Source organism: Mesorhizobium helmanticense, from assembly GCF_003034915.1.
GTDB lineage: Bacteria > Pseudomonadota > Alphaproteobacteria > Rhizobiales > Rhizobiaceae > Mesorhizobium > Mesorhizobium helmanticense.
Map to the genome: position 1 here is coordinate 97442 of NZ_PZJX01000003.1, position 18194 is coordinate 115635.

Sequence of the window (18194 nt, forward strand, 5' to 3'; positions counted from 1 at the left end):
AGGTCAGGGCCCTGAGCGGCACACCTGGGCCAATTGTCGGGTTGGAGAAAACACGGCTCGTGGCTGTTCTTCAATCGGCAGCGTGCTAGTTCTTTTGTTCCATGGCCCGCGAATCCGATGCCGCAGGCCGACAAAGAGGTTGGAAAACATGGCCGAAATCGTCGCCATCAAGCCGCCCGAAGGCCCGGTTGCCGCCAGGCTGGACAGGGGGGTGCTCCGCTTGACGCTCGCCAGTCCGCCGGCCAATGCCTTGTCGCTGGCGGTGATGGCGACGCTGACGGCGGAACTCGACCGCGCGAAGGCCGACAAGTCGGTTCGCGTCATCATCCTCGCGGCGGCCGGAAAAGTGTTCTGCGCCGGGCACGACCTCAAGGAAATCACCTTGCACCGGGCCGACGCCGACAAAGGCAAGGCATTCTTCGAACAGACATTTTCGGCTTGCGCGGCATTGATGCAGGCGATCGTGCGCCATCCCAAGCCGGTTATCGCCGAGGTCGATGGTTTGGCCACCGCGGCCGGGCTGCAACTGGTCGCGAGCTGCGACCTGGCGATCGCTTCGCACGAGGCGACATTCTGCACGCCAGGCGTCAACATCGGCCTGTTCTGCTCGACGCCGATGGTGGCGCTCTCCCGCAACGTCTCGCGCAAGCACGCGATGGAGATGCTCTTGACCGGTGAGACGATCGACGCGGCGACAGCCAAGGAATTTGGCCTCGTCAACCGCATCGTGCCGCGCGAATACCTGAATCAGATCGTCACCAAATACGCGCAAACCATTGCTTCCAAATCATCTTTGGTGGTCAAGACCGGCAAGGAGGCCTTTTACGCGCAGGCCGAGATGGGCCTCGCCGACGCCTACGCCTACACCGGCCGGGTCATGGTCGAGAACATGCTGGCGCGCGACGCCGAGGAGGGCATCGGCGCCTTCATCGGCAAGCGCCAGCCGCAGTGGACGGACGAGTAGGCTGGGTCGGACGAATAGTCATGGAACCGCGCATCTCCATCATCACCATCGCCACCGACGATCTCGACCGCGCCGTACGTTTCTATGAGGGAATGGGGCTGAAACGCCATGCCGGGATCACCGACGGCGTCGCCTTCTTCCAGATGGGTGGCGTCATCCTCGGCCTGTTTCCGCGCGCAAGCGCCGAGGAGGATTCCAGCGTCAGCTTCTCCGGAGTGCCGTCAGCGGTCTATCTCGCCTATAACACCCGCTCCGACGCCGAGGTCGACGAGGTGCTTGCGGCGGCCAAGAAGGCCGGCGGCCGCATCGTCAAGCCGGCCGGCCGCGCCTTCTGGGGCGGCTGGTACGGCTATTTCGCCGATGCCGACGGGCATGTCTGGGAAGTCGCGCACAATCCGGCCTTTCCGATCGCGGAAGACGGAACGATCTCGCTGCCGGACTGATCGCCGCCGCATGGCTCCTCGCAAGCAACTGACGCGGCTGAAGGCGCCTTATCTCAAGCGCATCCTGCTTGAGCCGTCGCGGGTTGCCGACTGGGAAAAATATCCCTGGAGCCTGCCGATTTTTCGTGGCCGAGAATTCGAACTCGAATTCACCACGCCGATCACCATCATCGTCGGCGAGAATGGCACCGGCAAGTCGACGTTGCTCGAGGCGATCGGCGCGCTGGCCGGCTACGATGAGGCCGGCGGCGGCAAGGGCTACATGCCGGTCGACCATTCCACCGCCATCGACAAGAGCGGCGCGGCCCTTGCCGGAACGCTGCGCGGCCACTGGCTGCCGAAGGTCACCGCCGGCTGGTTCTTCCGCGCCGAATCCTTTTACTCGGTGGCCCGTTATCTCGACCAGGCGGCGCTCGACGCGGGCGAAGCGCCACCGGATTTCCTGTCCTGGTCGCATGGCGAGGGGTTCATCCGCTTCTTCGAGGAGCGCTGCCGCAGGCAAGGCATCTATATCCTCGACGAGCCCGAAAGTGCGCTCTCGCCGACGCGCCAGATCGAACTGCTCAAGTTGCTGCGGCGGATGGACCAGTCGGGCACCGCGCAAGTGATCATGGCGACACACTCGCCGTTGCTGATGGCTTGTCCCGGCGCTCGACTGTTCCGTATCAGCCGCTTCGGCCTCGATCCGACCGATTTCGGTGATACCGATCATTTCCGCATGATGCGCAATTTCTGCAACGATCCGGATGGTTTTCTCGCCGAAGCGCTGTATGAGGACGAGGCATGAACCACGACACATACGACAATGCCTACATCGCCGGCATCCTCAATTCGGTGAAGACCATCGCCATGGTCGGCGCTTCGGCCAATGATGTACGGCCGAGCTATTTCGTATTGAAATACCTGCTGGCCAAGGGCTTTTCGGTGTTCCCGATCAATCCGGGACAGGCCGGCAAGGAAATCCTCGGCCGAACCGTCTATGCCAGGCTTGCCGATCTCCCCGAGCCCGTCGACATGGTCGACGTCTTTCGCGGCTCGGCGGCTGTGCCTGGCGTCGTCGACGAGGTTTTGCGGCTCGATCCCTTGCCGAAAGTCGTCTGGATGCAGCTCGGCGTGCGCCATGACGAGGCGGCCGCGCGCGCCGAGGCCGCCGGCATCAAGGTGGTGATGAACCGCTGCCCCAAGATCGAATACGGCAAGCTGTCCGGCGAGATCGGCTGGACCGGCGTCAATTCCGGCGTCTTGTCGTCGAAGAAGCCGATCATGCGGTCGGGGTTCCAGAGTTTCGGCGTTCGCCAGAAGTAGAAAGAAAATTCCGTAGGCCGGTGAATTTTCTCTCACTTCGGCCGCAGATCGCGCGCCGAAGGGTATTTTCTTCTTTGCATTCACAGCCGGGCTTCGCCAAGAATGCCCGGCGATTTCTGAGAGTTTCAAAAGGGAGGTTTTCGATGACCCGCACGCCCGGTTTTAATACGCTCGCAGTCCATGCTGGTGCCAAGCCCGATCCGGCGACGGGGGCGCGGGCGACGCCGATCTACCAGACGACCTCCTTTGTTTTCGACGATGCCGACCATGCCGCCTCGCTGTTTGGGCTGAAAGCCTTCGGTAACATCTACACCCGCATCATGAACCCGACGCAGGCGGTGCTGGAAGAGCGCATCGCCGCACTCGAAGGCGGTACGGCGGCGCTGGCTGTCGCCTCGGGCCATGCCGCTCAGGTGCTCGTCTTCCACAATCTGATGCAGCCGGGCGACAATTTCGTTGCCGCGACCAGACTTTACGGCGGCTCGATCAACCAGTTCGGCCACGCCTTCAAGAATTTCGGCTGGCAGGTGCGCTGGGCCGACACCAACGACACCTCGACCTTCGAGAGCCAGATCGACGACAAGACCAAGGCCATCTTCATCGAGAGCCTGGCCAATCCGGGCGGCATCTTCGTCGACATCGAGAAGGTCGGCGACATCGCCCGCAAGCATGGCCTGCCGCTGATCGTCGACAACACGCTGGCCTCGCCCTATCTGGTGCGGCCGATCGAGCATGGCGCCGACATCGTCGTCCATTCGCTGACCAAGTTCATCGGCGGCCACGGCAATTCGATCGGCGGCGCCATCGTCGATGGCGGCACATTCGACTGGTCGAAGTCGGGCAAATACCCGATGCTGTCGGAACCGCGCCCCGAATATGGCGGCCTCATCCTGCACGAAACCTTCGGCAATTTCGCTTTCGCCATCGCCGCGCGCGTGCTCGGCCTGCGCGATATCGGCCCGGCGATCTCGCCGTTCAACGCTTTCCTCATCCTGACCGGGCTGGAAACCTTGCCGCTGCGCATGCAGCGTCACTGCGACAATGCCGTGAAGGTCGCCGGCTGGCTGTCCGAGCATCCCAAGGTTGCCTGGGTGAACTATCCTGGCCTGCCCAGCGACAAGAACAATGCGCTGCAGAAGAAGTACTCACCGCTCGGCGCGGGCGCGGTGTTCACCTTCGGCCTGAAGGGTGGCTATGAGGCCGGCGTCAAGTTCGTCGAGGCGCTCGAACTGTTCTCGCACCTCGCCAATGTCGGCGACACCAAGTCGCTGGTCATCCACCCGGCCTCGACCACGCACCGCCAGCTGTCCGACGAGCAGAAGGTCAAGGCGGGCGCCGGGCCGGACACGGTGCGGCTGTCGGTCGGCATCGAGAATGTCGAGGACATCATCGCCGATCTGGAACAGGCCCTGGCCAAGGTCTGAATGGCCATGACCGCGCAGAAATTTCTGTCCGTCGATATCGAGAGCGTCGAACCGGAACTTGGCGCACCGGCGCCGGATCGCCTGATTTCGGGCGATCCGAAGTTCCGTACCTGGAATATCGAGGAACAGGGCGACGCCCTTTACGCCGGCATCTGGGAGGCAACGCCGGGCAAATGGCGCATCGAGTATGACGAATGGGAGTTCTGCCACATTCTGTCGGGCGCCTCGATAATAGCGGAGGAAGGCGGCGAGGCGCGCACCGTCAAGGCAGGTGATAGTTTCGTGCTCAGGCCGGGCTTCAAAGGCAGCTGGGAAGTGCTTGAAACGACCCGCAAGGAGTATGTGATCAAGCTTTGACTAATGCATGTCGCGCAAAAGTGTGCAGCGGTTTTGCGGTAACGACATGCATAAAAACAGGTCGCCGTGCCGAATTCACAAAAGCCGATCGACATCGGCGCCGGAAAATCCGTAGCCGCGCATCATCTCCCTGTGCCAGGCGCTGCCAAGCAGATCGCCCAGACAGGAATCGATGCGCTGGCGCAGAATCGCATTGTCCTTGGCGAGAGCAAATGCGCCGGCCGCCGGCTGTTTTTCATCGGCCGGAACGTCGACGACTTCAAGCGGCGCATCGGGCCGATTGGCCAGATAGCCTCGATGCGCCATGGCGACACTTGCGTAGGCATGCACTGCACCGGCCGCGACCGCATCCGCCGCGCCCGCTTGCGTGGCGAATATCCTTATCCGCTCCGGCGCAATGCCATTTTGCAAGGCCGTCTGATGTTGGACCTGGCCTGTTATGACGCCGATCAGGGCTGTAGCATCCCTGGCGACGGATCGATAACCCCAGAATTCACGTGGGTTACCTTTCGCGACCAGCAGCCCGTCCTGCAACACCCAGATCGGTCGCGTGAAGTCGACCGCTCTCTTGCGCTCGTCCGAAATGAACAGGCCGGTGGTCATGTCCCAGTCACCGCTGGCCAATCCCGGAAGCAATCTGGCGAACTCGGTTTCGACCGGCGAAAAGGCCTTTAACCCCAAGACCTGGCAAATCTTCCGCGCGAGCTCCGTGTCGCAGCCAGCGACTTCCCCGGAAGCGTCGGTGAAGCAGAAAGGCGGTTCCTGCAGAAAAGCGAATGTCATCTTCTCGGTCATACGGCCTCAGCGTGGATCGGGCTCTCCAAAGCTCACGGCGAGCGCTTCCAGCCCATGGAAATGATAGCTGTCGCGGAAGCGAGGCTGTTCGGCAACGTGCACCCCCGGCAGCCGGTCGAACAGCGTCTTCAGCGACACCTGTAATTCGAGCCGCGCCAGCGGCGCGCCGATGCAGAAATGGATGCCGGCGCCGAACGAGACGTTCTTCTGGTCGGCGCGTTCGGGATCGAAGGCGAGGGGATCGGCAAAGGCCAGGGGGTCATGGTTGGCCATGCCGAGCAACAGGCCGATCGTCTCGCCCGGCCGCACGAGGATGCCTGGAGCGACCTCGACCTCCTGATAGGCATAGCGGGTGAACATGTGCAGCGGCGCATCGAAGCGCAGGCATTCCTCGACGGCGGCGGCCGTCGCCTCGGCTGACATGAAGAAGCGGCGCGGATCGCCGCCTTGCGCAAGGATCGTGCGCACGGCATTGCCGGTCTGGTGGACGGTTGCCTCATGGCCGGCATTGAGCAGCAGGATCGCCGAGGACACCAGCTCGTCCTCCGAAAGCTTCTGGCCATCCTCCTGTGCCGCGATCAGCAGCGACAGCAGGTCGTCGCCAGGTTTCTTGCGCCGCTCCGTGACATAGCCGCGCAGAAAGTCGGAAAAATCCCGTGCGGCGCGGTTGGCTATCTCTTCCGTCTCGCGCGTGCGGCCATGCACGTACATGGCTACCATCCGGTGCGACCAGTCGAGCAGTTGCGGTCCCATGGCGACGGGAACGCCGAGCATTTCGGCAATGATGGTGATCGGCAAGGGTGAGGCAAAGGCAGGCAGCAGGTCGACTCCGCCTGGTTCGAAACGGTCGATCAGTTCGTTGGCCAGCGCCTCGACGCGCGGCCTGAGACGCTCGACCTGGCGCGAGACGAAGGCGCGGTTGACCAGTGTCCTCAGCCGCGTGTGCACGGGCGGCTCCAGCTCGAGCATCGAATTGGCCTCGATGCCGTCGAAGGCGGTGAGATGCGAGCGGTCCTGGCCGATGCCGCGGCTGTCGGGGATGCCGGCCGGGTTCTGGCGCCCGAAGCGGCGGTCGCGCAGCAGCCGATTGACGTCGTCGAAGCCGCCAAAGCACCAGAAGCCATAGTTCTCCCAGAAGAAGGCGCTCGCTGCGCCTTGCAGGAAGGCATAGGCTTCGTAAGGATTTTGGACGAAGGCCGGCTCATGCGGGTCGAGGCGCAGACGCCGCGTGGCAGGATCGAAAACGAGATAGTTTGGGATCATCCTTGACCCTTAGCGCGCCTTGCCAGCCTGGTGCCAGACCGTATGTTGGCCGCCAATATCCTCATCATTGAGCCAGCCAAAATGCACACGGAAAGATTGACTTGATGAATGTGATTGTCGTCAGCGATTGAGCTCGTCAGCGGCGGCGATGACTTCGGATACAATCGCCCGCACATCGTCTGTTGTCGTCCGGTGGTTGACGAAACACGCCCGCAGCGCGAACTGGCCGTTGATCGTTGCATTCGACAGATACACCCGGCCGCGCGCAATCACGCGTCGCAAAATCGCTTGATTGTCTTTTGAGCGGTGGCGGAAGCAGACCGCGCTTAGCGGAACGGGCGCAAGCAGTTCCATCTCGGCATGTGACGAAATCATCTCCGCCAGCATCTGCGCGTGGTGGAGATCGCGCGCGATCGCATCGCGAAAGGCACGGCGTCCGTGATATTGCAGCGACATCCAGAGCTTCAGGGCGCGGAACCGTCGCGACAGTTCGATCGATTCCTCGAAGAAAGCAAAGGCTTCCTCCGGGTCCTGGCTGAATATCTTCACATAGTCGCCGCTGTGCGAAAAAGCTGCGTGTGCGATGCTTTGATCGCGATAGAGCAGGCAGCCGCAATCGAGCGGCTGATACAGCCATTTGTGCGCGTCGAGCGACAGCGAGTCCGCCAAAGCCAATCCCTGGAATTTTTCCGGCACCGCCAGGGCCGCCAGTCCGCCATAGGCGCCGTCGACATGCAGCCACAGCGCTTCCCTGCGGGCGATCTCCTCAATGTCCATGAGGGGGTCGATCGCTCCGGTGGCGACTGCGCCAACAGTGGCCACGATGGCGATGGGCGTATTTCCTGACTTTCGGTCCTCGGCAATGGCGGCCTCGAGCGCATCTGTCCGCATCCGGAGCTGTTCGTCGACCGGGATCAGGCGAAGGTTCTTTCTGCCGATGCCCAGCAGCGCGACAGCCTTCGGAATGGACATGTGCACTTGTTCCGAGGCGTAGATCACGCCAGGCCGTGCACCCGTTTCGTTGGCCGGAAGCTTGGCTTCGCGCGCCATCGCCAGCGCCATGAGATTGGCCGTCGAGCCGCCGCCGCACAGGCTGCCGGTGAATCTGGCACAGCCGACCGCTTGCGCCAGCCATCCGATGACGGCCCGCTCGATCGAGGTCGCCGCCGGAGCGGACCGCCACGACGTCACATTCTGATTGAGCACCGCGGCGAGCAGCTCGCCCAGCGCCCCCACCGGTTCGCCTGACCCGACGACATAGCCGAAGAATCTCCCGGTGGAAGGCCGCACATGCTCGGTGATCAGATTGAAGTCCTGGAAGACATCACGCCCCCGCCCATCCTCCGGCCAGGGCCGTGAGAACAGCTCCGTCGTCTGTTTGGCGCTGGTCGAGGGATACGTCGGACGATCCTCAAGCGACGTCCAATAGCTTCTGGCGAGACTGAGCGCGTCGTCCGCCAGGTCCGACAGATCCTGATTGGAGATTTCCAGTTCGCGCATGTCTTCAACCCCAAGGAAGCTCCGCTGGCCAAGCAGGCTATCCTCCCTGTCGAAGTCCAGCAATCCGCATTGTTGGATGCTATCGGTGCGCGCTCTAATGCCTGCAATGCCGTGGGATATGTACCCGCCGCCAACTGGTCGAGCCTTCCTGCACCATCACCCGGCGCGCCACCCTCTGGTATGACGGCGCGATCTCGGTGATGCGCCGCCGCTCCGGTCGCACCAGCACTTCACGGGCAACGCTCTCATATTCGGCCGGGAGGACAACCCGCCGGGTGCGTTCGGGTTCAACGACGACTGTTTCGGCGACACGCGCGTAGCGGGCCTTGCGCCAGACCTTGCACAGCACCTTGCGGCCGTGGATGACGCGCCATTCCCAGGCATAGCCGCCATCGTCGACCTTGACCGTGTGGTAGACGGTGCGGGTGATGGCCGGCACGATCTCATAGGTGACGCGGGGCGGTGCGATCTGCTCGACGCGCGCAACCGTGCCATAAATCGGCGGGTCGTAGTCGACCACCTGTCCGCCGGGGCTGACCAGCACGTTTTCATAGACGGTGTCGTAGACGGCCGGCCTGTTGACCGGCTCGTAGCATTCGACAGGACGGCCGCCGGCCACCGTTTGCGACATCGTGCCGAGCATGGTGAGGCTGGCAATGGCGAAAGAAGAAGCTTTCCTGGTCATGGCACTCCCCCTGTCTGAACTGCATGAAGCGGGTTCAACGTTGAATTGTAGGGGAAGCCGTGTCGTCGAAAAGGCGATTTATCAAACTTCGTTAATCCGACTACCTGAGTCGGAGACACAAATTCTTGCTGCCAATTAAGCATCCGCTAACAATCAACGAATAACATTTGACCTATTCGAGTTGATTGACTTGGTCGCTGGTCGGGAACGTCGTGGGGGGACGTAGCTGGCCATCCGCTGCCGCATACGTTCCCGCGTTTTCCGCATATCTCGTCTTGCAACAATCCTTTCAGTAAATCTGACATTGCCCTTGGTTTCTCCACCCAGGCTGCAAGTCGTAGCTGTGGCGGCGTTCCTTTGCGAGCGCCGGGCAAATGGAGGCCGACATGCCCGCAGAATTTGTTCCGAAATCGGTCGCGCAGCTGCCAGCACCGGCTGCTTCCACCGAAAGCCATGAACTCACCGATCTTTGCCTGGCGCTCTGGGCCAAAATGGGATTGTCCTGGAAACCTGCCGTCGAATGGTTCCCACGCGTGATCGTTCTGCATTCGGCGATCTACCGCACGATGTTCGACTCCTCGCCCGTGGGAGACATCGATGCCGTCCTCCTGGCCGATGAGCGGCGCAATTCGCCCCTGGACAATCTGCGTGACCACATTCCGCTGGCGATGGTACCTGTCATCGATCTGGGCGGCCGTGCCGGCCGGTTCGCGGACGTGCATTTCGATCTGATGCAACAAACGACGTGGGCGGAGACGGCAAAATGTATACTCGATTTTCGCCGCCGCCGCGAACAGCTTGCCGCGCATATCCGTTCGACAAATACGCCCGAAACGCGCTTTCTTGCGCATGCCTTCGTCGCCGGCAAAAACATCGAAGCCAAGCGCTACCCGATGACGTCGGCCTCGATAAGCTACCCCGGCTTTCCGTCGGCGGCCAAGACAATCCCGATTGCCGAAGATCTCTCCCATCGCGGACTTCTGACTAAGACGTTCTTTGACCGTGTGCATGAGTGCGGCGCCTGCGGGTCGCGGCGGCTTACCGTTCGCGAGGAATGCCCCTCATGCCGTTCAGCCGATATATTCGAAACCGAGCTTATTCATCATTATCGTTGCGCGGCTCTTCGTCCGGAAGGCGAGTTTCGGCAGGGAAGCGCCTTGGTCTGCCCCAAATGCAGCCAGCAATTGCGTCACTATGGAAAAGACTATGATAAGCCCGGCCATTCGCAAATCTGCAGGAAATGCAAGGATTCCACATCGGAGCCGGCTGTTGGATTCATCTGCCAGGATTGTGACGCCCAAGCCGATGGCGACAGCGTCAGGCGCATAGACCTTTTTTCCTATGCACTCACGGATCAGGCGCTGTCATTGCTCACCGGATCCGAGAAAAAGGTGCCACCGTCATTGGCGGGATTACCGCCGTCCCTGGTTCAGGAACTCGACCGCGCACGCATGGCCGGAGCGGAGGGCCCGCCTTTGGCGGTCACCGAATTGCGTTACGGAGCACGAGATTCGCTCATCAAATCAAAGGGCCAAGAGGTCTTTGAGAAACTGCGCCGTCTCTTCATCGAAAACCTGAGCAATTACCTGGCGGAGACCGGATCGGTGCACAGGGGCGACGCCGCCGACTATTTCATCATGAAGGGGGAGGGCGCCACAACATTGTCGGAGCAGATGCCGGCAATGCTTTCAATCTGCGAGGCATCGCTGAGTGAAAAGCTTGACCCTCGCCCGCGGGTGGCGACCAAAACGGGGCAAGCCTCGCGTTGAATGATCTCGAACTCGGATTTGCGTTCCTGCTAGCTCAATCGACAGCGAGCCTGGCCTCGGTTTTCTGGTACACGCTGGTCTTTGAGATCCCCCGCTACATCATTCCGTTCGTCGCGGCCGCTGTGACCATGCGTTCGCGCGACGCCGCGGGTGCGATTGAACCTGAGCGGCCATTGCGGCCCAATGTAAGCATCATTCTGGTCGGCCATAATGAGGCTGAGTCCATCGAAGCCTGTGTCCGCTCACTGCGGGAACAGTCCTTCAATGACTTCGAAGTCGTCATCGTCAGTGACGGTTCGACCGATCGGATGACCAGGATTTCGCAAGCTCTGGTCAAGAAGGGCTATGCCACCCGCATCATTTCGACGGATCTGCGCGGCGGCAAGGCGAGCGGAATCAATCTGGCGTGCCGCGAAGCCAAAGGCGATATATTGATCAATGTCGATTGCGACTGTTCGTTTGATCGGTACGCAATCGAGAACCTTCTCGTGCCCTTTTGGGATCCAGCAGTCGGAGCGGCATGCGGCGATATTGCACCGCGCAACAGCCACACCGGTATTGTCGCCCAGTTTCAAGAGATCGAATATTTGCAGTCGATCTCGGTCGGAAAGCGTATTGCCGGGGCTCTCGATCAGGTCGTTTGTGTTTCGGGAGCGTTCGGCGCCTTCAGGCGCGAAGCCCTGTTGGGGGTTGGGGGATTCGACGTAGGTGGCGGTGAGGATCTGGATGTCACCCTGAGATTGCGGCGTGCGGGCTGGCGCGTGGCCTATGTACCGGACGCGATCTGCTACACGGACGTCCCGACAACCGCATTCCAATATATTCGCCAGCGATTGCGCTGGGAGCGCGATGCCGTTTGGCTGCGCTTTCGCAAGCACTACCGCCTGTTTCGTGTCTCGGACGCCGATTTCCGGCTTTCGGAGGCCCTGCACCAGTGGGATTTCCTCCTTTTCAATGTCGCTGGAGCCGCGATATTCCCGCTCTATCTGGTCTGGCTCGCGCTTCAGTACGGTTCCTTCACTCCCGCGATCCTCATCGGCATGCAGTGCGGCCTCCTGGTTCTCGACATGTTTGTGCTGGCGCTGGCCAGTTGGACCACGCAGCGGCCGGGGTTCTGGCGAAACATATGGTTCCTGCCCGGCTATTCCCTGTTCATGACCTATGTGATGAGACCCGTTCGATTGATCGCCTATATCGATGAATGGGTGTTCTCAGGTTCACATCGCGACAATTACACGCCGATCAAAGTTCGCCTAGAGCGACCCTGGTAACGAACGAGTTTCAGATGAAATACATTCGAAAACATGTCCGAGTGGACAATCTGGGAAAACAGCAGCGCGCGAGTTTTGGGGGGTGGGGTCGCATGGTGTACCTCGCTCTCCTTGGTTTGTTTTCCCTTTCGATCGTCTACTACCTCATTGGTGACGCGGTCGTCTTGTCAGCCGACGGCATTGTCCTGAAGGACCGGTATGCCGTCGATGCCGCCTATCCGGCCAAGGTAACGCATGTGTTTGTCAAGGCGGGAGACAAGGTCGAAACCGGCACATTGCTCGTCGAGCTTGAATCGTTCGACATGGTCAAGGAGATCGCCGAACTGCTGTTGCGAGAGGGTGAACTCGCCGTTCGGGAGAGCCAACTCCAGAGTCGATATGAAGCGATCCAGTCGGTGATGCCGCTGGCCGAACGGACAGCGCGCGAAACCAGAACAACACTTGCCAGGATCGACACCATCGTCACGGCAGGCATCGTCTCGACTTCGACGAAGGATGAGGCCGTTCGCGGCAGCTTCCAGGCTGCCGAACATCTGGCTGACCTGAAGGGTCAACTGGAAGCGACCAAATCCGAACTCGCCCTGGTTGCACAATTCCGTGCGCGATCGGGCGAGGCTATGGATGAGGTAAAGGCCATATATGACGGCGGAAACATCCGGTCCGTCACGGAGGGAGTCGTTGGCGCCAAGGTGCCAAGCCCTGGCCAGGTACTGCGCTTCGGCGATCAGCTTCTACAGATCAACGGCGGCAAGTCCTACGTCCTGGCCTATCTCCCGGACCACTATCTGTTTTCGCTGCGCGAAGGAATGGCGGTCGACGTCGGCAACGGGACCGAGCGTGCAAGAGGAACAGTCGAAAAGATTCTGTCCGTCGCCGATGCATTGCCGGACGAGTTTCAGAACATGTTCCGGCCCCGCGACAGGTCAAGGCTGGTCCGTATAGCACTCGAAGAGTCGAATTCCTTCGCGGTCTCGCAAAAAATATCCGTGAGCGGTTGCGCATTTGGCTTCTGCTGGGCCAGATAACCCCGCTTAATCGCCATCGCCGTGCGAAACCGTGGGTTCAACATGCCGCAACCTTGATTCCACTTAACCAGGTGGCTAGGAGGGGCGGCCTTGCGCTAGGGTGAGCCGGCATCCTATTTACATCCTAACGCTCCAGAACCGATTCTGCCCGACTTGCTTGTCTCCGGCGCCGGAATCCCACCTTCAATAAGGGATAGTCCATGAAGAACCCCGTCGAAACCTACATGAACCTCGTTCCGATGGTGGTCGAACAGACCAATCGTGGCGAGCGGGCCTACGACATTTTCTCGCGGCTCCTCAAGGAACGCATCATCTTCATCACCGGCCCGGTCGAGGACGGCATGGCGACGCTGGTTTGCGCGCAGCTGCTGTTCCTCGAGGCGGAGAATCCGAAGAAGGAGATCAATCTCTACATCAACTCGCCCGGCGGCGTCGTCACCTCGGGCATGGCGATCTATGACACCATGCAGTTCATCAAGCCGGCGGTCTCGACGCTCTGCATCGGCCAGGCAGCCTCGATGGGCTCGCTCCTTCTCACGGCGGGCGAGAAGGGCATGCGCTTTGCCACGCCGAACGCCCGCATCATGGTTCACCAGCCTTCCGGCGGCTTCCAGGGCCAGGCTTCCGACATCGAGCGCCACGCCCAGGACATCATCAAGCTGAAGCGCCGTCTCAACGAGGTCTATGTCAAGCACACCGGCAAAAGCTACGAAGAGATTGAAAAGACACTCGACCGCGACCATTTCATGACCGCCGACGAAGCCAGGGATTTCGGCCTCATCGACAAGGTTATTTCGTCGCGCGAGCCGATCGAAGGCGTTGCCGCATAGGCCTTTAGTGGCAGGTGAATGGCGGCATAACGCGCTTTTGCCGCGCTTTGCAGCATTTCGGCCACAATTGGCTGTTCCCTCGACGGCTAGGATTGCCTACGTTAAGGCTATGTTGATTTTCGACGGCTTAGCTTTGGGTGGGGTTGTTGCGAATCATTGCCACGTTTTCTGATTTGTGTTTCGTACGGAATACGTTGTGAGAGCTAGGGCACTGGCGGCGGCGGATTCCCGCGATAGATTGAATATGCGCCCTTTCAGCCAGACCATCGGCGGGCGGCCATGAAAGGACAAGAAAATGAGCAAGGTCGGCAACAACAGCGGTGATTCCAAGAACACGCTTTATTGCTCGTTTTGCGGCAAAAGCCAGCACGAAGTGCGCAAGCTGATTGCCGGCCCGACGGTCTTCATCTGCGACGAATGCGTCGAGCTCTGCATGGACATCATCCGCGAGGAGAACAAGACCTCGATGGTGAAGTCGCGCGAGGGCGTGCCGACACCACAGGAGATCCTCAAGGTCCTCGACGACTACGTCATCGGCCAGCCCTACGCCAAGCGCGTGCTGTCGGTGGCCGTCCACAACCACTACAAGCGCCTGGCGCACGCCGGCAAGAACAACGACGTCGAGCTGGCGAAGTCCAACATCCTGCTGATCGGGCCAACCGGTTGCGGCAAGACGCTGCTGGCGCAGACGCTCGCCCGCATCATCGACGTGCCCTTCACCATGGCCGATGCGACGACGCTGACCGAGGCCGGCTATGTCGGCGAGGATGTCGAGAACATCATCCTGAAGCTCTTGCAGTCGGCCGACTACAATGTCGAGCGCGCCCAGCGCGGCATCGTCTACATCGACGAGATCGACAAGATCTCGCGCAAGTCGGACAATCCCTCGATCACCCGCGACGTGTCGGGCGAGGGCGTGCAGCAGGCGCTCTTGAAGATCATGGAAGGCACGGTCGCTTCCGTGCCGCCCCAGGGCGGCAGGAAGCACCCGCAGCAGGAATTCCTGCAGGTCGACACCGCCAATATCCTGTTCATCTGCGGCGGCGCCTTTGCCGGGCTGGACAAGATCATCTCGGATCGCGGCCGCAAGACCTCGATCGGCTTCGGCGCCATCGTCGCTTCGCCCGAGGATCGCCGCACCGGCGATGTGTTCCGCCTGGTTGAGCCTGAGGATCTGCTGAAATTCGGCCTGATCCCAGAATTCGTCGGCCGTCTGCCGGTCCTGGCGACGCTGGAGGACCTCGATGAGCCGGCGCTGATCCAGATCCTGACCGAGCCGAAGAACGCCTTGGTCAAGCAGTATCAGCGGCTGTTCGAGATGGAGAATGTCGACCTGACCTTCCACGAGAATGCGCTCTCGGCGATCGCCAAGCGCGCCATCGAGCGCAAGACCGGCGCGCGCGGCCTGCGTTCGATCATGGAAGCCATCCTGCTCGACACCATGTTCGAGCTGCCGGCGCTGGAAGGCGTGCGGGAAGTGGTTATTTCGGAGGAGGTGGTGTCCGGCAACGCCCGGCCGCTCTATATCTATTCCGAGCAGAAGGAAAAGAAGGGCAACGTCAGCGCCTGACGTAAGCCGGCATTGGAATTTTCTTGAAAACGGCGCCCGTGAGGCGCCGTTTTGCTGTAGCGGTCGTTTTGTTGTGTGCTGCCTTATGACGGAGTGGATGAACGGACAGTGTTTGCCCTTGATCTTTGGCTCTCGTGCATCCAACTAACACGAGAAGGCCGTGGTGCCGAATTCTGTGCTGTAAAACTCCCGTCACAAACGGTGGTAGGCGGAACGATCCTCGGTCGTTAATATAAGATTCGCGGTTGGCCGAATGGCAGCTGCGACATGAAAGGTTGGACAATGGCCAAAGTATCAAAGGCTCCCAGCAACGGCGTCTTCGCAGTCCTCCCGTTGCGCGACATCGTGGTGTTCCCGCACATGATCGTTCCGCTCTTCGTCGGGCGTGAAAAATCGATCAAGGCGCTGGAAGAGGTGATGGGTCAGGAAAAGCAGATCCTGCTCGCGACCCAGATGAATGCCGCCGATGACGATCCCGAGCCCGATGCCATCTTCGACATCGGTACGCTCGCCAACGTGCTGCAATTGCTGAAGCTGCCGGACGGCACCGTCAAGGTGCTTGTCGAAGGTGCTTCGCGTGCGAAAATCGTCTCCTTCACCGACCGTCCCGACTTCCACGAGGCCCGCGCCTCGGCGCTGGTCGAGCCGGAGGAGGAAGAGGTCGAGGTCGAGGCGCTGGCCCGCTCGGTCGTCACCGACTTCGAGAATTATGTCAAGCTGAACAAGAAGATCTCGCCCGAAGTGGTGGGTGCCGCCAGCCAGATCGACGACTATTCCAAGCTCGCCGACACGGTTGCCTCGCATCTCGCCATCAAGATCCCCGAGAAGCAGGAGATGCTGGCCACGCTCTCGGTCAAGGAGCGGCTGGAAAAGGCGATGGGCTTCATGGAAGCCGAGATCTCCGTCCTGCAGGTGGAGAAGCGCATCCGTTCGCGCGTCAAGCGCCAGATGGAGAAGACGCAGCGCGAATACTACCTCAACGAGCAGATGAAGGCGATCCAGAAGGAGCTCGGCGAGGGCGAGGACGGCCGCGACGAGGCCGCCGAGATAGAGGCGCGCATCAAGAAGACCAAGCTCTCCAAGGAGGCTCGCGAAAAGGCGGAAGCCGAACTGAAGAAGCTGCGGACGATGTCGCCGATGTCGGCCGAATCGACCGTCGTGCGCAACTATCTCGACTGGATCCTGTCGATACCGTGGGGCAAGAACTCCAAGGTCAAGCAGGACCTGGCCTTCGCGCAGAACGTGCTCGACACCGACCATTTCGGCCTCGACAAGGTTAAGGACCGCATCGTCGAATACCTCGCCGTGCAGAGCCGCCAGAAGAAGCTGAAGGGGCCGATCCTGTGCCTCGTCGGCCCTCCCGGCGTCGGCAAGACCTCGCTCGGCAAGTCGATCGCCAAGGCGACCGGCCGCGAGTTCATCCGCATGGCGCTGGGCGGCGTGCGCGACGAGGCCGAGATTCGTGGTCACCGGCGCACCTATATCGGCTCGATGCCCGGCAAGGTCATCCAGTCGATGAAGAAGGCGAAGAAATCCAACCCGCTCTTCCTGCTCGACGAGATCGACAAGATGGGTCAGGATTTCCGTGGCGATCCGTCGTCGGCCTTGCTCGAGGTGCTCGATCCCGAGCAGAACTCGACGTTTATGGACCATTATCTCGAGGTCGAGTACGACCTGTCGAGCGTGATGTTCGTGACGACGGCGAACACGCTGAACATCCCTGCGCCCTTGATGGACCGCATGGAGATCATCCGTATCGCCGGCTATACCGAGGACGAGAAGATCGAGATCGCCAAGCGCCATTTGATGCCCAAGGTGATCCGCGATCACGCGCTGCAGCCGAAGGAGTTTTCCGTCGGCGAGGACGCGATCCGCGGCATCATCCAGACCTACACCCGTGAAGCGGGTGTGCGGAGCCTGGAGCGCGAGCTGATGAAGCTCGGCCGCAAGGCAGTGACCGAGATCCTGAAGACGAAGAAGAAGACGATCAACATCACGGCGGACAATCTCGCCGATTACCTCGGTGTTCCGCGCTTCCGCTTCGGTCAGGTCGAGGCCGACGATCAGGTCGGCGTCGTCACCGGACTTGCCTGGACGGAAGTCGGCGGCGAACTGCTGACGGTCGAAGGCGTCATGATGCCCGGCAAGGGCCGCATGACGGTGACCGGCAATTTGCGCGACGTGATGAAGGAATCGATCTCGGCGGCGGCCTCCTATGTCCGCTCCCGTGCCATCGATTTCGGCATCGAGCCGCCGCTGTTCGATAAGCGTGACATCCACGTCCACGTGCCGGAGGGTGCTACGCCCAAGGACGGACCGTCGGCGGGCGTGGCTATGGCCACCGCGATCGTCTCGGTGCTGACCGGCATTCCGGTCAAGGCCGACGTGGCGATGACCGGTGAGATCACGCTGCGCGGCAGGATACTGCCGATCGGCGGCCTGAAGGAGAAGCTGCTGGCTGCCTTGCGCGGCGGCATCAAGAAGGTGCTGATCCCGGAAGACAACGCCAAGGACCTGGCGGAGATTCCGGACAACGTGAAGAACGGAATGGAGATCATTCCGGTCTCGCGGGTCGGCGAGGTGCTGCGTCATGCGCTGGTGCGCATGCCGGAGCCGATTGAATGGGTCGAGCCGGTCAATCCGCCGGCCGCAGTGGACGCCGGCGACGACGCCAGCAAGTCGCTCGCCCATTAGAGCGCCCGCGTGTCCTATTGGACGCGCAAAGGAGGCTCTAACACCTTTGAGTCTGGATGCATGAACCTCGAAACCGAAATCGGTTTTCGGGGTTCATGCATTAGAATAAGCTAAAGTTGCATCGCACTTGCCAAAGTTGCAGTGCACAATGAGAGAGCCGGGCCTTGAGCCCGGCTTTTTCATGTGAAAAACCCCGGATTTCCGGGCTTTTTCCGCTTTATTTGACGCTTTTCGACTTGGTTGCAGGAACGCTTCTTTCTAAAGTCCGTTTCCTGCCGGATGAGTCGAGTGGTTCCGGT

At 60.8% G+C, this 18194-nt stretch carries 16 protein-coding genes; 12 read left to right on the top strand and 4 right to left on the bottom strand.

The genetic code is table 11. From position 1 onward, the window contains the following. Window positions 1-148: 148 nt before the first annotated feature. The 6 genes from C9427_RS01160 to C9427_RS01185 all read left to right on the top strand — a co-directional run bounded on the left by C9427_RS01160 (window position 149) and on the right by C9427_RS01185 (window position 4493). On the top strand, window positions 149-964 hold the full coding sequence (locus C9427_RS01160) for an enoyl-CoA hydratase (RefSeq protein ID WP_107647401.1): 816 nt from the start codon (window positions 149-151) through the stop codon (window positions 962-964). Window positions 965-984: 20 nt separating this feature from the next. Further along, the gene (locus C9427_RS01165; RefSeq protein ID WP_107647402.1) at window positions 985-1407 is read left to right on the top strand and encodes a VOC family protein; all 423 of its coding nucleotides are present in this window, start codon (window positions 985-987) and stop codon (window positions 1405-1407) included. Between the two features lie 10 nt (window positions 1408-1417). Further along, window positions 1418-2194: an AAA family ATPase gene (locus C9427_RS01170; RefSeq protein WP_107647403.1), complete on the top strand. Its 777-nt coding sequence runs from the start codon at window positions 1418-1420 to the stop codon at window positions 2192-2194. After that, window positions 2191-2712, top strand: coding sequence for a CoA-binding protein (locus C9427_RS01175; protein WP_107647404.1), 522 nt, complete (start codon window positions 2191-2193; stop codon window positions 2710-2712). Before C9427_RS01170 ends, C9427_RS01175 begins: the two co-directional genes overlap by 4 nt. A gap of 143 nt (window positions 2713-2855) precedes the next feature. Then, window positions 2856-4136 (top strand): O-acetylhomoserine aminocarboxypropyltransferase, encoded by a 1281-nt coding sequence (locus C9427_RS01180; protein ID WP_107647405.1) that lies wholly within the window; start codon window positions 2856-2858, stop codon window positions 4134-4136. 6 nt (window positions 4137-4142) lie between these two features. Further along, on the top strand, window positions 4143-4493 hold the full coding sequence (locus C9427_RS01185; RefSeq protein WP_107647553.1) for a cupin domain-containing protein: 351 nt from the start codon (window positions 4143-4145) through the stop codon (window positions 4491-4493). 75 nt (window positions 4494-4568) lie between these two features. Here C9427_RS01185 and C9427_RS01190 read toward each other — a convergent pair whose 3' ends face one another. The 4 genes from C9427_RS01190 to C9427_RS01205 all read right to left on the bottom strand — a co-directional run bounded on the left by C9427_RS01190 (window position 4569) and on the right by C9427_RS01205 (window position 8736). Beyond that, a complete protein-coding gene (locus C9427_RS01190; protein ID WP_245436941.1) occupies window positions 4569-5276 on the bottom strand; it encodes a transporter substrate-binding domain-containing protein in 708 nt (235 codons plus the stop codon). An 18-nt stretch (window positions 5277-5294) separates the two neighbouring features. After that, window positions 5295-6551: a cytochrome P450 gene (locus tag C9427_RS01195; RefSeq protein ID WP_107647407.1), complete on the bottom strand. Its 1257-nt coding sequence runs from the start codon at window positions 6549-6551 to the stop codon at window positions 5295-5297. Window positions 6552-6671: 120 nt separating this feature from the next. Then, the gene (locus tag C9427_RS01200; RefSeq protein ID WP_107647408.1) at window positions 6672-8051 is read right to left on the bottom strand and encodes a pyridoxal phosphate-dependent decarboxylase family protein; all 1380 of its coding nucleotides are present in this window, start codon (window positions 8049-8051) and stop codon (window positions 6672-6674) included. 94 nt (window positions 8052-8145) lie between these two features. After that, complete coding sequence (locus C9427_RS01205; protein WP_107647409.1) at window positions 8146-8736, bottom strand: hypothetical protein; 591 nt, start codon at window positions 8734-8736, stop codon at window positions 8146-8148. Window positions 8737-9122: 386 nt separating this feature from the next. Between C9427_RS01205 and C9427_RS01210 the strand changes: the two genes are divergently transcribed. The 6 genes from C9427_RS01210 to lon all read left to right on the top strand — a co-directional run bounded on the left by C9427_RS01210 (window position 9123) and on the right by lon (window position 17895). Further along, window positions 9123-10505, top strand: coding sequence for a TackOD1 domain-containing metal-binding protein (locus tag C9427_RS01210; protein WP_146172482.1), 1383 nt, complete (start codon window positions 9123-9125; stop codon window positions 10503-10505). Beyond that, a complete protein-coding gene (locus C9427_RS01215) occupies window positions 10502-11776 on the top strand; it encodes a glycosyltransferase family 2 protein (protein ID WP_107647411.1) in 1275 nt (424 codons plus the stop codon). The genes C9427_RS01210 and C9427_RS01215 overlap by 4 nt, the downstream gene beginning before the upstream one ends. A 41-nt stretch (window positions 11777-11817) precedes the next feature. After that, on the top strand, window positions 11818-12801 hold the full coding sequence (locus C9427_RS01220) for an HlyD family secretion protein (protein WP_245436942.1): 984 nt from the start codon (window positions 11818-11820) through the stop codon (window positions 12799-12801). Window positions 12802-13001: 200 nt separating this feature from the next. Next, window positions 13002-13631, top strand: coding sequence for an ATP-dependent Clp endopeptidase proteolytic subunit ClpP (clpP, locus tag C9427_RS01225; protein ID WP_097575355.1), 630 nt, complete (start codon window positions 13002-13004; stop codon window positions 13629-13631). A gap of 295 nt (window positions 13632-13926) precedes the next feature. Continuing rightward, entirely contained in the window at window positions 13927-15201 is a 1275-nt protein-coding gene (clpX, locus tag C9427_RS01230) for an ATP-dependent Clp protease ATP-binding subunit ClpX (protein ID WP_006332719.1), read from the top strand. 282 nt (window positions 15202-15483) lie between these two features. Next, complete coding sequence (lon, locus tag C9427_RS01235) at window positions 15484-17895, top strand: endopeptidase La (RefSeq protein WP_107647413.1); 2412 nt, start codon at window positions 15484-15486, stop codon at window positions 17893-17895. Window positions 17896-18194 lie beyond the last annotated feature (299 nt).